Below are 13,919 nucleotides of genomic sequence, written 5' to 3'. Positions count from 1 at the left end.
GGGACACTTGCCATTATGGTTGTTCTTTTCGATTAGGAGTGTAGCGACACGATGTCCTCAGGAAGCGCGGACGAATCTTCTGTTCCCAAATACGTGATGCTCACCCGTGTAATGCGATGGTTTTCCAGTTCGCTGATCGCAAAAAGATAGCCTTGGAATGTGACGGTTTTGCCTTTCGCGACTTCTTCATTCAACTGGCTGTAGAGCCATCCGGCAATGGTATCGACTTCGTCGGAAACGACTTCAATCGAGATGTAATCATTCAGTTCTGTCAAGAGAGTTTTGCCGGAAACCGAGAGCGTGTTGCTGGAGCTTTCTTCAATTTCAGGGCGCTCATTTTCATCGAACTCATCCTGAATGTCACCGACGATTTCCTCCAAAATGTTCTCCATCGTTAGCAACCCTGCTGTACCGCCGTATTCGTCAATCACGATGGCAAGCTGGGAACGGCGCTTTTGCATCAAGCGCAAGACGTGGCTGATTTCCATGGACTCCGGCACCGTCAATAACGGGCGGAGAAATTCAGTTAACTCTGCTTTCCCTGTCGTTAGCGCAGAGAGGTAAAAATCTGAGATGTGCACAAAGCCAATCAGCCTGTCCTTATCCTCATGGGCGACGGGAAAACGCGAATGGCGAGACTCTCTCATGATTTCGAGGTTTTCGTCAAACGTGTTGTCATCGTAGAGACAAATCATATCAATCCGTGGGATCATAATTTCCCGGGCAAGACGCTCGGAAAACACGAAGACATTGTCGACCAGTGCCATCTCAGTCTGGTCGATGTGACCACTTTTATGACTCTGGTTCATGAGAAGGCGGATTTCTTCTTCTGTATGAGCAGATTCGTTTTCGGTGGCAGGCTCGATTCCAAGGCGTCTGATCAGTAAATTGGCTGCTCCGTTTAAAAGCCAGATGAGCGGATAGCTCAGCTTGTAGAAAAACATGAGCGGTGCGGCAGTCCATAGGGAAGTGGCCTCCGCTTTTTGAATCGCCAAAGACTTGGGCGCAAGCTCTCCGAAGACGATATGTAAAAATGTGATGATAGCAAAGGCGATCGCAAGTGAGATCGGACCGACCAAATAAGATGGGAAATGAAAAAATGCGATGACAGGCGCGACGTAATGGGCGACGGCAGGTTCACCGACCCAGCCTAACCCCAACGAAGCCAGAGTAATTCCTAGCTGGCAGGCGGATAGATAGGCGTCGAGCTCTCGTGTGACTTTTTGCGCGTAGCGGGCACTCTTGTGATTGCCTTCACTGACGAGCTGGGTCAGACGAGTTTGGCGAACTTTTACCAACGAGAATTCTGCTGCGACGAAGAAGCCGTTCAGTAGAACCAAAAATACCACGAGCAGCAGATTCAGCGTAATCTCCCCTATCGGACTCTCCAAGCACACCTCCGCCTCCCGCAGTGCGAAAGGGGGAGAATTCACCTCCGATACGATAATGGTATTTTACATGTACGACCAAAAATGGATAAATATTCGATCTAAAACCTGCAATGGATATGCTTTTCGTGAGCCAAGCTACAGGTTTTCTTGTTACTCGTAAGTATACCAATAGGTCAACCGAACAGTCAAAACGTTCCGATTTGAACTGGCGCATTCTGAGGCATTGCTTGGACATACCTGCTTCTTTCCGATCATAAACATAAACGAGCACGGTTCAAGGAGGGGAGCGACATGTACTGGCTGCAAAAAAGTGTAGCGATTCTCACAGGAAGCGTGCTTCTAGGCGTTGGAGTCAATCTGTTTTTGGTTCCGCATCGCCTAATGGAAGGGGGCATGATCGGGATCGGTTTGTTGGCGACATATTACATGCAGATGCCGACCGGTCTCATGATGATTTTGATCAGTATCCCTGTGTATGTCATCGTCTTTTTTTATGATCGCAGCTTGTTTTTTCACAGCTTTCACGGCATGCTGATTTCTGCTTTTTTTATAGACATTCTCTCGGATATGCGTGGCTGGAATCTGTGGTCAATTTCCTTTTCCGCGGTTACTGGTGGTGTATTAATCGGAATGGGTGTCGGATTGATGCTTGCCTACGAGACAAATACGGGTGGGACAGACCTGTTCGCGCAATTTCTTGCCAGACGATACAAGCTGCGCGTTGCATTGCTGATTTTCCTCATTGATGGGCTGATTGTACTCTGCTCGATTCAGACAATCGGGATGGAGAGGATGGTTTTCTCGTTACTGACAATCGTTGCCGTTGCGGCGACCACGCATATGTTCAGTGGACTCGGACGACCTCTGCCACCGTATACGATCATTGGCCCGCTTTTTTCACGTAAAATGGATGATCGCTTGTCGCTGCTCTATGTAAACACGAGCACGAGATATAGGAATAGGAAGGGGAAGGCGATATTTTGGAGAAAATAAATAGGAAAAGGATGAAATGAGGGACTGTTTTGTCTGGACAAGCATTTCAAATGATAACGGAGCGTGTTGGTTATTTTCCCGGTCATGTTAACATAGGACTTGTCATTGGTGAGCATGGAGCGATCCTGATTGATTCTGGTCTGGACACCCAAAACGCCAAAAAAGTCAAGAAAGGACTGGACGCTATCGCCCAGCCCTTGTGTGCCATTATTCAAACGCACGCTCATGCCGACCATTTCGGTGGCAACGCCTACTTGCTCGGATGCTGGCCCGAAGCAAGGGTCTATGCGCCACCTCTGGAAGAGGCGATCATTCGGAATCCGATACTTGAGCCCATTTACTTGAACATGGGTGCAGCCCCACTTGAGGATCTCAAAAACAAGTTTTTGCTGGCGCAGCCTTCTCGGGTGGACCACCTCCTTCCAATGGATGAAGGGATCGAAATTGGTGGCGTACCTTTCTTTATCCTTTCTCTGCCGGGGCATAGCTGGCAACAGGTTGGCGTCGTTTGTGACGAGATATGCTTCGCTGCCGACAGTTATTTAGGCGAAGAGGTTTTGGAAAAGCACAAGCTGCCGTTTCTTGTGGATGCGCATGAGACCCTACTCAGTCTTCATAAACTGCTTGCAACCAATTACAAGGGGTACTTGCCTGGGCATGGAGCATATACCACCACCTCTCATGATGCCGTGGATAAAAATATTGCTTGGCATGAGCGGATTTTCTCGGTGATCTGCGACATTTTCGTAGAGGAGAGAACAGCAGAAGAAGCGTTAGCTCTCCTGTGTGAGCGTTTACACATTTCCATAGAAAATACTTCGAGCTATGTCCTGTTTCGGACGGCGTTTATGGGTTACTTGGTCGGGCTGCAGAAAACAAAGAGGGTAGCATACCGGTTTGAACAAAATCGGTGGTTGTGGAGAACTGTTCAGGATGGAGCCGAGGGAGCAGAAAGGTAGTCGGCGATTTCTGCCAGCTTATGCTCTGCAGCTTCGCGGACGGCCTTGGGAATGAAAAAAACTTCTTCGGATGTGGTGTTCATATAGAACTTTGCTTCCAAATACGGATGACCCAGTTTGACATTCAGTTCCCCTTTTCCGGTCGTTGTGCTGGTGTAGTTCGTAGGGATGCGCAAAAAATACGTGCTGCTGCTGGCGGAATCGTACATGACGACATCGTACGTGGGCATACTGTCCCCGCCTGAACGATGAAAGCCTTGCTGCCGCAGCATTTTGTCAACATAAGAGAGTGGCTGAACGACACCGGTAAGGGTCTTGTTTTTTAACCGCATGGACATCCTCCTCGGTTCAACCATTGAGAATCGAAGCTTAGTCTCATACTATGTGCGGCAATACCAATTCAGACTTGTAGAATAAAGAAAAGAAGGAGTGGACGAGAATGGAACTTATGGCAGATTTGCATACTCATACAAAAGCGTCAGACGGTACCTGCGAGCCGGCGGAAAATGTACGCTTGGCGAAGGAGGCGGGACTTGCTGCACTGGCGATCACGGATCACGACACGGTAGCAGGGATTCCAGAAGCAATGGAAGCTGCCCGTGCACTCGGCGTGGAAATCATTCCGGGAGTGGAAGTGAGCTCCGTAGGGAAGGGGCAGGATATTCACGTTCTCGGCTATTTTGTCCCGTATGAAGACCCAGCTTTTGAAGAGCGTCTCTTTCGTCTGCGAGAGACGAGGCATGAGCGTAACCAATTGCTGATCGCACGGCTGCAGGAGCTCGGTATCGACATTTCCTTGGAAAAGGTATACCGCCGCAAGCAGGGCACGGACAAAAACATCGGGCGACCGCATATTGCAGAAGAACTGATGGAGCTGGGTGTCGTTTCTACGATCGCAGAGGCCTTCGATAAATACTTGGGCAAAGGGGGAGCGGCTTATGTCAATCCTCCACGCATTACCCCGCAGGAAGCGATCACGCTGATCAAAGAGGCTGGCGGAGTGGCGGTGCTGGCTCATCCGGGTCTGTATGACGATGATGAGCTGGTCCAGGAGTTGATTGTATTCGGATTGGATGGGATTGAAGTCAATCATCCGGACAACGATGAGGTACAAAAAATGCGCTACAGCAAGTGGGCAGCGCAATACGGAATTGTTATCACCGGCGGATCTGATTTCCATGGCTGGCGTGGAGAGGAGCCGTTTCATGCGATGCTTGGCTCTCATACCGCAGGGATGGGTGCTGTTGAACAGCTACGGGCGATTGCAGAGAAGCGGAAGGTGTAAATTTAAAAAGCCGCAGACTATGACTTGAAAAATAAAGTCTTAGTCTGTGGCTTTGCTTTTACAAAAAGGTGAAATCCCGTAAAGACAGTGTAGTTCCACAATAAGATGTGTAAACGCCATGGATTAACGCCTACAGACTTTATCTATGTTCGTTCCGTTATCGAACACGTAGCGAAACGATAAATGTGCTATTTGACGATTTCGAGCTTATCGCCCAACAGGACTTGCAACTTTGGAAGAACGGCATCTTTGAAAAACTCGGGCCATTTAGTAGAAATGTAAAGTACCATGCCGTCATGCTCATCCCCATGTTCTTCGGTATAGTCAAGTAAGTAGCAGTAATCTTCGACCTGCGCATTCCGATTCACGATCACACAGGCAAACATCCAATGGGTTAGCTCGAATGACTGTAGGATTTCTTCTTTCGTGTTAGCCCGATACCATAATTGGCTTTCCAAATGGGCTGGGCGTTCAAAAGGGTACAGCCAGGTGGAAGTGGTGGTTTCGACCAAACGGTTATTTATAAAAGTTTGCGTTGCCTCATCACGATCCTTCAGCGTGTAGAACGAATGCATTTCGTGTACGGCGGTACCAATCTTCCGTAGAAGTTCTTCATCCAACTCATCTAATGGGGATTCTCTAAAACGGGTTAACATCTGATCCATCAAGACCTGATCAGCTATGGGATCACTCTCAGGTGCATAATGATGAAGCAGCACTTTCTTCACCTTTTGGCTTATCTCCTGATTAGGGTCATAGATCACATCTGCGTGGAAAATGTGCACGGAATCTTTAATTAAATGCTCCCTATACGGATCCAATTCTCTATCCCAGTTCGTATATGAGAAAAGAATATCCTGGCACGGTTCGCGAAAAGCCAGAATGACCTCCGCCATTGTATCAAACACGCTTGGACCAAATCCTAATTCGTAACCTTGCTCCAATCGATAAGGCGAAGTGTTTAACAGTAATTTCAAATTTTTTCCTCCCGTACGTAATATCCGATGCTCCAATCTTTGATCGCACTACAAGGCCGATTTACTAAGATTGGATAATCATTGGCGAAAGAACTGCTTAAATAATAGAATATCTTTCGGTTTTCTAACTAGGCTATACTCGTCCCGTCAATCAGAAACTCCAAAATGTAAAAGAAACAATCTCTTATTCGAATGAAAAATATAATCATCCCAAATAGCTTCATACCAGAAATTAGGCTGACATTCCACTTTATATACCGTTAGGTGCCCCTCAAAAAAATCTGATAATAACGTAATAAAACCATGTATGCAATGCTTTGGGTCAAACTTTACGGACGAATTAAATTGGTGATAAGGATACCCAATTTCAAAGAACCAATCATCACAAGTTTTCGCTAATTTTGTTTTCCAATCGTCAAGTGGTATCAATCGCACTTCACCTAAGTTTTTATCCCCCTCTAGATTAAAGCTATTTGTAAAAGCAGTAAGAATATCATCATGATACTCCAGTTCAATCCATTCAAATGTATATCCATGATTTGTACGGAGATTTAAAAGGGCGAAAGCTTGTAGAAAACCATTTATTTGGGCTTGCTTGATTTTATCCAACCCATCTCCACCCCCATCCGATAGTATCCATAACATAAGTAACTAACAATGTCTTATTGAATTAGCTTAACACCGTCGCCAGTCAAATGCTTTATTTTTCAGTCCACAACTCAGAACATTGGGAAGAGGTTTTTTTGTGAGCTCAAAACAATGCGAGCAGAAAGGATATCCCTAACCACAAGCAGAGAGGGGTATACAATGCCGTATCTTGACGGGCAAACTTCGTATTTTTTACTTTTTTAAAAAAGCCAATGTAGTTGAAGTCTCCCACAGCGCGCAGGACAAATACAGCAGCACAGACCATGCATCCCCATTGAATCAAAGAAGGGGAGAGTACGGGTGATAGATAGCCGCTCTGGGCGAGCAAAATGTAACCGGCACAAGCCAACAAGCAGGCAACGATGATCGTTCCGCCTTTCCCAGGGGAAAAAGTCCGGCGTGCATGATCGGCTGTTGTGGGAATGACGGAATCGATCCCCCATTTTCCTCCGAAGGCCCAATAAAAATGCAGCAAGGACACGATGACCAAGAAGATAGCAGATGAGATGGGAAAAACATGCGTCATGGAAATGCCTCCTATTGATTTGTAAGGTCTTTGTAAAAGATACGTATCCGTATGTTTTGGGTAAAAAACCCTTACACGAGACAATCTGTCCGGTAGAAAGGGGGAGGTGGGAATCAAATCCAGGTCATAAAATGTTGCAAGGGTGCGGACATATCAAAAGGCGTTTCCAGCTCTCGGCGAACCAGCCAACCAATATAGAGGAGGTACGCGAGTTGAGCGCGTGCCTTTGCATCAGCGGGAGCCAGCCCTTTTTTCTCATACAGGGAGGCTACGAAGCCGATCCTGCGCTGCTCGATTTCCACGAGACGTTTGGAAAGGGCAGAATGCTGTTTCGCCCAATTGTAGATAGCGGCTTCGGTTTTTCGCTCGCTACTAAAAGCGCTCGACAAAAGCTGTTCCAACGACATGCTGTCCGAGTGTGGCGCTCGAATGATCCGCTCGGTCGCATGCTCCTCCCAATAATCGATCATGGAGTCTAACAGTGCTTGACGATCTGGAAAGTGATGATAAAAGCTCCCCTTGCTGATCTTCAGTTTTCTGGCGAGAGGCTCCACACGAACAGCGTCAATGCCTGCTTCTGCCAACATATCGAGCCCCGCCCGAATCCAATCTTCACGTACGTATTGCATGGTTCACCTCAAAAGATACGGTATCGTATGTTTCTGGTTCCATGTTATTCCACTGGGTGTGAAGTGTCAAGAAGAGTTGATTTTTGTATTGACATTCACACTAGTGTAAAGCTTTAGAATCGCAATCAAGAGCGATAGACCTTGTATGAAGTGCTGGATCTTCTCGCTTGGAAAAATAAACGAATGGAGTGTCGACCTATGAATTCAGCATCAATTCCTGCGTCTGTAACTGTTATTGGCCTTGGCAATATGGGAGTAGCACTCGCGGATGCTTTTCTAAAAGGCGGTCACCCAACGACTGTCTGGAACCGTTCAGCAGATCGAGCCAACGGTCTGGTCGAGAAGGGGGCAGTGCTTGCAGGTAGTGCAGCAGAGGCAATCGCGGCAAGCAGCTTGGTCGTTGTTTGCTTATCGACCTACAAGGTCATGCAAGAGCTGCTTGCGCCCTTGGAAAATGAATTATCAGGGCGTGTCATCGTCAACCTCACTACCGGAACACCGGAGGATGCACGCAAGACAGCCAAGTGGGTAAGCGAGCACGGTGGGCAATATCTGGATGGAGCGATTATGGCTATCCCTCAAATGATTGGACTGCCCGAGACACTCATCTTCTACGGTGGGTCGAAGGCTCTATTTGAAGCATATGAACCGACATTGAAACTGTTGGGAGGTAACGCTGCCTATCTCGGTGAAGACTATGGTGTCCCGTTGATCTATGATTTGTCGCTGCTCACCATGATGTATGGGGCTTGGTATGGCTCCATGCATGCACATGCTCTATTAAGTACGGCTAACATAACAGGAACAGAGTTTCTTCCATACGCAACCAACTGGGTAAATCACTTGATTGCCCCGCTCTTAACAGATCCGGTTGCCGTACGAGCACGTGATGAAGGAAACTTCACGACCGATGTGTCCAATTTGAATACGAACAAACTAGGACTTGAACACATCATCCATGCCAGCAAGGAACAGGGAGTCCCTGTTGATTGGTTGATGCCATTGCTAGCGTTGGCCACACAGAAAGTAGAAGAGGGCTACGGTGCTGACTCTTTTGAACGCGTGATTGAGGCCATCCGGAAACCGCTGGTGAAATAATTCTTTTCTCTGGTGCCAATAAAAAACAACCTCGTTTCGCATGCTGATCATGGCGAAAACGAGGTTGTTTTTCTGAATGAGGGAATGGAGCTACACGCAACTTCTCTTATTCATGAATGGATTTGACCATCGTAATATGCTCGATACCTGCATCGTCAAATAAGTCGCCAAAAGGTTCATAGCCGAGCTTTTCATAAAACCGTTGGGCTTGTGTCTGTGCATTCAGCTTCAGGCTGTCATACCCGTGTTGTTTAGCCAGCTCTTCCATCTCAAGCATGATTTGGCGGCCCAGCCCGGTACCGCGTTCTGTTTTGGCAACCGCAACCCGTTCAATTTTTCCCACTCCAGGTGCGTAGGTGCGGATACGGCTAGCGCCCACTGGCTTTCCATCGCGGTAGGCCACAAAATGGATCGTCCCGCCATCAAGGGTGTCATGCTCATCGATTTCCAACTCTTCTGGTACTTCCTGTTCCTCGATGAAAACGATTCGGCGTACCGACAGGGCATCCGCCAATTCTTGTTCCGTGGTGACTCTTTGGATCTGGTAGGTTTGCAGGTTCATTGTATTCGTCCTTTGTTAGAAAATATCCCTCCCTACGATGGATACGCAGGGAGGGTTGGTGTTTGTAGAAAGGGTGTTTATTTTTTCAGAAGGAAAGTCTGGTAAACGCTCCAGATGCCATCCTCGAGCTGATAAACTAAGTGGAAGCGATCAATTTCGCTGTTTAGATCAATTTTTGCCATGCTTAGTTGACCGGTTACATCACGCAGCTCATCGTCGGACAGGTCGCGCCCGATGGTCAGATGCGGTACGTATGCGTAGGTTTCTTTTTCATTCACACACTGATTGGCAATCTTTTGATGCAGCTCGTTAAATGGTTCTTTGTTTTGCACAGCCAAATAGATCACGTTGGTGGTAGGGTGGAAAGAAGATACCCGATGGAAATGAGCCGAAAAACTGTCTGTAGAGGAGGCAACCTGCTCCAGATGGCTCACCAGCTCAGGCAGCTTCGCTTCGTCCAGCTCAAAGGCTTCCTTCAAACGGATATACGGAGGAACCAAAGCATAGCCCGGGTCATAACGTTTCCGGTAAGAGTTGGCTACTTCTTGCACCTTGCTAGATGGGAATATTACGATACTGTACATCATCAGAACCACTCCTCCTTACTATCTATCATGCTCTACAAGATATTATTTTAACAGAAAATTCTTCATTTGTGTAATGTTAAGCGTGGGTCCGTATATTCCTTGCGCCAAAGGAAAGACTGTGTAGTGCAAGGAGGTGCCGCATGGCATGCATACGGCTATGATGATCACATTCATTTTTCTCGTCCTGCTTCTACTGTCTGTGCTGACCTTCACGATCTTGACTGCGATACGAAAAGGAGAATTCGAAGAGGCTCTCGTATCGACGATCAAGGATGAAGGTCCACAAGAGGAACAGCCACGGTAAGTTTACCCGTAAAGCGTCTTTAGCATACGCGGTAGATTGCGCTGCCAGTGGCCCCACGTATGGTCACCCTCAAACGTTTCATAAATGAGGGTGGCTTTTTTCGTGCCCAAAATCTCGCGCAATTCCTCATTGGCCGCAAGAAGATTCAATGTGCCACGCCCCGTGCTTACTGCCGTTTCCTCCGTACCGATTTCCAAATAAATGGTTTGTGGTACGGAAAAGTCAGCGTCCATTACCAGACGATTTAGCTTTGCGTCCATGGCAATCGACTGGCAGGCAACTTGTCCAAACGTATGTGGATAGTTAAGCGCAGTGAACAGAGAGACAACCCCGCCCAAAGATTCGCCAAGAAGTGTTCGTGCGTTTCCCAAAGGATGTGTGGAGTAATGCGTATCGACATAGCTCACGACTTCTTCGGCGAGGAAGCGTCGGTAGGCCATGTGCTCCTTGCCATCCGGATGATAACGGTCGTTCCTTTTGTTTTTCTCGACAGGGAGAAAGACAGCGATGATATCAGGAAATTCTTTGTCCTCATTCAATTGATCCAGCAAAGAAGCCATTCTGCCCATCGCCAAGTAATCTTCCCCATCCTGTACGTAGAGGACTGGATACGAGTAGAGTGGCGAGTAGCGTTGGGGTGTGTAGACAATCAGCTTTTCCGGCGTCCCCAAATGCCGGCTTTCCAAGATGATTTCCTCAAGGGCCACTGCGTTGTCCTCCTTATTGGGATATTCTTGTTCATTATTATACAGGAGCGAGCGGGCATGCCCAATAGTTTGGGTGTAGAGTCCGGCTTTGGGCGAAAGATTGTCGCAATTTGGCTGGTGTGTGATACTATGGTAGGAAACGACTTCACTCGATTTGTGGAAGGGGTTGTCTCTTATATGAAGAAGCAAGTACACAGCATCGAAGTCAGAAACGCTGCTCTCGCACGTTTGGCAGAACGCGGAGTGACGTTGGATGATATCGCAGAGATCGTCTATCTCATGCAGTCGCCTTACCATCCAGATCTCACAATGGCGCAGTGCATTGAGAGTGTGAAAGCGGTCTTGGAAAAAAGAGAAATGCAGCACGCCATCCTGGTTGGCGTTGAGTTGGATACGTTAGCAGAGAAAGGCCTCTTGTCCGAGCCGCTCCAATCCATCATTGCGTCAGATGAAGGACTATTCGGATGCGACGAAACATTGGCGCTAGGCTCCGTATTTGGATATGGAAGTATCGCGGTGACCACCTTTGGGCATTTGGATAAGCACAAGGTCGGGGTGATTAAAAGGCTGGATACCAAGTCGGGAGAGGGACGTGTTCACACCTTTTTGGACGACCTCGTGGCGAGTGTGGCAGCCAATGCGTCTAGCCGCATGGCCCATCGGATGAGAGATGAGCAGGAGGCCGAGTTGGCACGAAACGAGGCGTCGAAGCAATAGGAAGCCGAGCTGCGTGTCGAGGAGAAAGTGACGGTGCAGGCGGGGTAGGTTAGGTTTGGGATGAGGGTGTTTGCTACAATCGTTACCTAATTATCTTGTTTGTTGTTGTTAGCTTTATTGGATCGTTTTTGTCTGGCAGAGTCAATTCTCCACTGGTGTAGCTCATATCATATGCTTGATGCAGTCATGTAAGAAGTGATGCCATCAGGTAGGTGATCTCCCTGTTTTGTAGGGGGAGGTGGGCAGCAGCGGTGGGGAATGGCTTTTTACAAGGGGAAAACAAGCCTGATTTCACTGGGTTTCTTAGTGTTCTTTTGGTACGAGTGAAAATTTTTACAAGAAATTATTCATTTCCTCTTGAAATCCATTTTACGATGCTGTATAGTAATAAATGTGATCGACGTCCGATACGATTCGGGCCCTTAGCTCAGTTGGTCAGAGCGGTCGGCTCATAACCGATTGGTCGTAGGTTCGAGTCCTACAGGGCCCACCATTAAACGATCACACACATATCCCATGATCCGGTAGCTCAGTTGGGAGAGCACCATCTTGACAGGGTGGGGGTCGCTGGTTCGAACCCAGTCCGGATCACCATAAAACAAACTTTAGAACCCTTGGTAATCAAGGGTTTTTCTTATTTTATATCCCTCTTGAAAAATTATAAGTTTTGATTTGGGGACGGATTATCTACACTTTGTTTTTTACATTGGGTTCAAAAAGTGAGTCAAAGTGTTTAGCTGCTTCTTTGTCAGCGGATCTTAGAGCATGACCATAAACATTCATTGTGGTTAGGATATTTGCATGTCCAAGTCGCTCCGAAATAATTTTCGCATGGACTCCTTTATTAATAAACAAAGTAGCTGATTATGTCTCAAATCATGGAATCTAATAGTCAAGATACGATTAGCACCTAAATGGTGCCTTTTCTTTTTACCACAGAAAGGAAGGGTGCACCCGTCTCCGTATAACAACCGCGACCACAGAGGCTAAAGGTTTGGAGCGTGGTGACTGCTTCACGATGGAGGATGTGGGAAATTAGTAAAAAAGTAACAGGGTATTATTTCCTTTTGTCGAAAGAGTGAGTAGACAGGAGGAGATAAATATGAGTGATTTTATCCAACTTAAAAAATTTCGAGACATTGACTTAAACGATCCATTCTTTGATTCACTTAAATCTGACTACCCGGAATTTGAAAGCTGGTTCTTTAAAAAGGCAGATGATCAAGCATATGTGTATGAAAATGATGAAGGCCATTTAGAAGCCTTTTTGTATCTTAAAGTAGAGAACGGTCCAGTCACAGATATTACTCCGCCCTTGAGTGATAAAACTAGGGTGAAGATAGGCACTTTAAAAATAAATCCTCACGGTACAAGGTTGGGTGAACGGTTTATTAAGAAAGCTCTTGATTATGCCGTTAGTAAAGACCTTAATGAATTATATGTTACGGTCTTTTCAAAGCATCATGCCCTAGTTCAGCTTTTTAATAAATATGGGTTCAAGGAATGTGGACTAAAAGGAGCTGAAGGTAAGGAGGAACTGGTACTATTAAAGACATTGAGTGAAATTTCAGGTGATGTCTTAGCAGATTATCCACTGGTGAACTCAGGAGAAGGAAAGAAGTATTTGCTGGCAATACAACCAGAATTCCATTCAAGATTATTTCCAGATTCTATTCTAAACACTGAGAGTTTCGACATTATTGAAGATGTATCCCATACAAACAGCATTCACAAAGTTTACGTTTGCAAGATGCCAAGTGTTGCAAATTTAAAAAGAGGCGACAAAATCGTAATTTATCGAATGACAGATATCCCGAATCGAGCTCGATATCGTTCCGTAGCGACTTCAATTTGTGTTGTTGAGGAAATGAAGAGCAGAAGGCACTTTAAAGGAGTCGAAGATTACTTAAAATACTGCAGTAGCTATAGCATTTTCAGTGATGAGGAACTCATCAATTATTTTACTGATTGGAATAACCTCTATGTAATAAAAATGACGTATAATATGGCTTTGAAGAAACGACTTACGAGGGATAGACTCATTAATGAGGTCGGTATGAATGAGAAATCATATTGGGGCTTTATGGAACTCACAGATAGTGAGTTTCAATTGATCCAACAAAAAGGTGATGTATATGAAAGCATTGTTATCTATTAAACCTCAATTTGTGGAAAAGATTTTTAGTTTTGAGAAGAAGTATGAGTTTCGAAAAGCTATTTTTAAACGTGAAGTTGACACGGTAGTGATTTACTCAACAATGCCCGAAGGTAAGATTGTAGGCGAATTCAGAGTTGAGGACGTATTATGCGACAATCTTGAAGACATTTGGGAACAAACTTCTCAATTTGCAGGTATAACATACGAATACTTTAAAGAATACTTTAACAACAAAGAAGAAGCGTATGCAATCAAGATCGGCGAAGTAATTAGGTACAAAACGCCAATTGATCCCAAATTAGTCGATGCCTCATTTGTCCCTCCTCAATCATTTTGTTACACAGATAAGGAATATGTTTAGGCACCCAAAAAGGTGCT

Annotated in this window: 17 protein-coding genes, 2 tRNA genes and 1 pseudogene; 10 read left to right on the top strand and 10 right to left on the bottom strand. The window is 46.2% G+C overall.

What is annotated here, in order from left to right:
* Positions 1-32 precede the first annotated feature (32 nt).
* The gene (locus HPY31_RS23410) at positions 33-1,397 is read right to left on the bottom strand and encodes a hemolysin family protein (RefSeq protein WP_172142672.1); all 1,365 of its coding nucleotides are present in this window, start codon (positions 1,395-1,397) and stop codon (positions 33-35) included.
* A 285-nt stretch (positions 1,398-1,682) separates the two neighbouring features.
* On the opposite strand from HPY31_RS23410, the gene HPY31_RS23405 reads away from it, so the two are divergent.
* Positions 1,683-2,384, top strand: a complete 702-nt coding sequence (locus tag HPY31_RS23405) for a YitT family protein (protein WP_253901922.1) — start codon at positions 1,683-1,685, stop codon at positions 2,382-2,384.
* Positions 2,385-2,413: 29 nt separating this feature from the next.
* Positions 2,414-3,343 (top strand): MBL fold metallo-hydrolase, encoded by a 930-nt coding sequence (locus tag HPY31_RS23400; protein WP_172142671.1) that lies wholly within the window; start codon positions 2,414-2,416, stop codon positions 3,341-3,343.
* Here the strand turns inward: HPY31_RS23400 and HPY31_RS23395 are convergent.
* Positions 3,313-3,675: a hypothetical protein gene (locus HPY31_RS23395; RefSeq protein ID WP_016742469.1), complete on the bottom strand. Its 363-nt coding sequence runs from the start codon at positions 3,673-3,675 to the stop codon at positions 3,313-3,315. The genes HPY31_RS23400 and HPY31_RS23395 overlap by 31 nt on opposite strands.
* A gap of 107 nt (positions 3,676-3,782) precedes the next feature.
* Between HPY31_RS23395 and HPY31_RS23390 the strand changes: the two genes are divergently transcribed.
* A complete protein-coding gene (locus tag HPY31_RS23390; protein WP_172142670.1) occupies positions 3,783-4,628 on the top strand; it encodes a PHP domain-containing protein in 846 nt (281 codons plus the stop codon).
* A gap of 188 nt (positions 4,629-4,816) precedes the next feature.
* Here the strand turns inward: HPY31_RS23390 and HPY31_RS23385 are convergent, their stop codons facing one another.
* The 4 genes from HPY31_RS23385 to HPY31_RS23370 all read right to left on the bottom strand — a co-directional run bounded on the left by HPY31_RS23385 (position 4,817) and on the right by HPY31_RS23370 (position 7,408).
* Positions 4,817-5,605, bottom strand: coding sequence for a hypothetical protein (locus tag HPY31_RS23385; RefSeq protein WP_172142669.1), 789 nt, complete (start codon positions 5,603-5,605; stop codon positions 4,817-4,819).
* Between the two features lie 147 nt (positions 5,606-5,752).
* Positions 5,753-6,214, bottom strand: coding sequence for a hypothetical protein (locus HPY31_RS23380; protein ID WP_172142668.1), 462 nt, complete (start codon positions 6,212-6,214; stop codon positions 5,753-5,755).
* Positions 6,215-6,356: 142 nt separating this feature from the next.
* Complete coding sequence (locus HPY31_RS23375) at positions 6,357-6,779, bottom strand: DUF3995 domain-containing protein (RefSeq protein WP_016742471.1); 423 nt, start codon at positions 6,777-6,779, stop codon at positions 6,357-6,359.
* Positions 6,780-6,892: 113 nt separating this feature from the next.
* Positions 6,893-7,408, bottom strand: coding sequence for a TetR/AcrR family transcriptional regulator (locus HPY31_RS23370; RefSeq protein WP_172142667.1), 516 nt, complete (start codon positions 7,406-7,408; stop codon positions 6,893-6,895).
* 198 nt (positions 7,409-7,606) lie between these two features.
* Here HPY31_RS23370 and HPY31_RS23365 point away from each other — a divergent pair, with 198 nt between their 5' ends.
* The gene (locus tag HPY31_RS23365) at positions 7,607-8,506 is read left to right on the top strand and encodes an NAD(P)-dependent oxidoreductase (protein ID WP_172142666.1); all 900 of its coding nucleotides are present in this window, start codon (positions 7,607-7,609) and stop codon (positions 8,504-8,506) included.
* A gap of 106 nt (positions 8,507-8,612) precedes the next feature.
* Here the strand turns inward: HPY31_RS23365 and HPY31_RS23360 are convergent, their stop codons facing one another.
* Complete coding sequence (locus tag HPY31_RS23360) at positions 8,613-9,068, bottom strand: GNAT family N-acetyltransferase (protein ID WP_172142665.1); 456 nt, start codon at positions 9,066-9,068, stop codon at positions 8,613-8,615.
* Positions 9,069-9,145: 77 nt separating this feature from the next.
* The gene (locus HPY31_RS23355; RefSeq protein WP_015892264.1) at positions 9,146-9,655 is read right to left on the bottom strand and encodes a YjcG family protein; all 510 of its coding nucleotides are present in this window, start codon (positions 9,653-9,655) and stop codon (positions 9,146-9,148) included.
* A gap of 145 nt (positions 9,656-9,800) precedes the next feature.
* Between HPY31_RS23355 and HPY31_RS23350 the strand changes: the two genes are divergently transcribed.
* A complete protein-coding gene (locus HPY31_RS23350) occupies positions 9,801-9,959 on the top strand; it encodes a hypothetical protein (protein WP_015892263.1) in 159 nt (52 codons plus the stop codon).
* A 2-nt stretch (positions 9,960-9,961) separates the two neighbouring features.
* Here the strand turns inward: HPY31_RS23350 and HPY31_RS23345 are convergent, their stop codons facing one another.
* Positions 9,962-10,666 carry an alpha/beta hydrolase gene (locus tag HPY31_RS23345; RefSeq protein ID WP_172142664.1) on the bottom strand — a complete coding sequence of 235 codons (705 nt, stop codon included), beginning with the start codon at positions 10,664-10,666 and terminating at the stop codon, positions 9,962-9,964.
* A 177-nt stretch (positions 10,667-10,843) separates the two neighbouring features.
* On the opposite strand from HPY31_RS23345, the gene HPY31_RS23340 reads away from it, so the two are divergent.
* The 3 genes from HPY31_RS23340 to HPY31_RS23330 all read left to right on the top strand — a co-directional run bounded on the left by HPY31_RS23340 (position 10,844) and on the right by HPY31_RS23330 (position 11,977).
* The gene (locus HPY31_RS23340; protein WP_026134194.1) at positions 10,844-11,383 is read left to right on the top strand and encodes a phosphatidylglycerophosphatase A family protein; all 540 of its coding nucleotides are present in this window, start codon (positions 10,844-10,846) and stop codon (positions 11,381-11,383) included.
* A gap of 416 nt (positions 11,384-11,799) precedes the next feature.
* Positions 11,800-11,876 (top strand) — tRNA-Ile (locus tag HPY31_RS23335).
* A 25-nt stretch (positions 11,877-11,901) separates the two neighbouring features.
* Positions 11,902-11,977: transfer RNA gene (locus HPY31_RS23330), tRNA-Val, on the top strand.
* Positions 11,978-12,070: 93 nt separating this feature from the next.
* On the opposite strand, the pseudogene HPY31_RS29325 reads toward HPY31_RS23330, so the two are convergent.
* Positions 12,071-12,273 (bottom strand): annotated as a pseudogene (locus tag HPY31_RS29325) (tyrosine-type recombinase/integrase); the annotation flags it as partial.
* A gap of 212 nt (positions 12,274-12,485) precedes the next feature.
* Here HPY31_RS29325 and HPY31_RS23325 point away from each other — a divergent pair.
* Positions 12,486-13,541 (top strand): GNAT family N-acetyltransferase family protein, encoded by a 1,056-nt coding sequence (locus HPY31_RS23325; RefSeq protein WP_172142663.1) that lies wholly within the window; start codon positions 12,486-12,488, stop codon positions 13,539-13,541.
* Positions 13,519-13,902 (top strand): ASCH domain-containing protein, encoded by a 384-nt coding sequence (locus HPY31_RS23320; protein WP_172142662.1) that lies wholly within the window; start codon positions 13,519-13,521, stop codon positions 13,900-13,902. The genes HPY31_RS23325 and HPY31_RS23320 overlap by 23 nt, the downstream gene beginning before the upstream one ends.
* Positions 13,903-13,919: the final 17 nt, after the last annotated feature.

This window comes from Brevibacillus sp. HB1.3 (assembly GCF_013186635.1).
In the GTDB taxonomy this organism is placed as follows: Bacteria; Bacillota; Bacilli; order Brevibacillales; family Brevibacillaceae; genus Brevibacillus; species Brevibacillus brevis_D.
The sequence above is the reverse complement of the archived record's forward strand: the minus strand, read 5'-3'. Positions and strand labels throughout refer to the sequence as shown.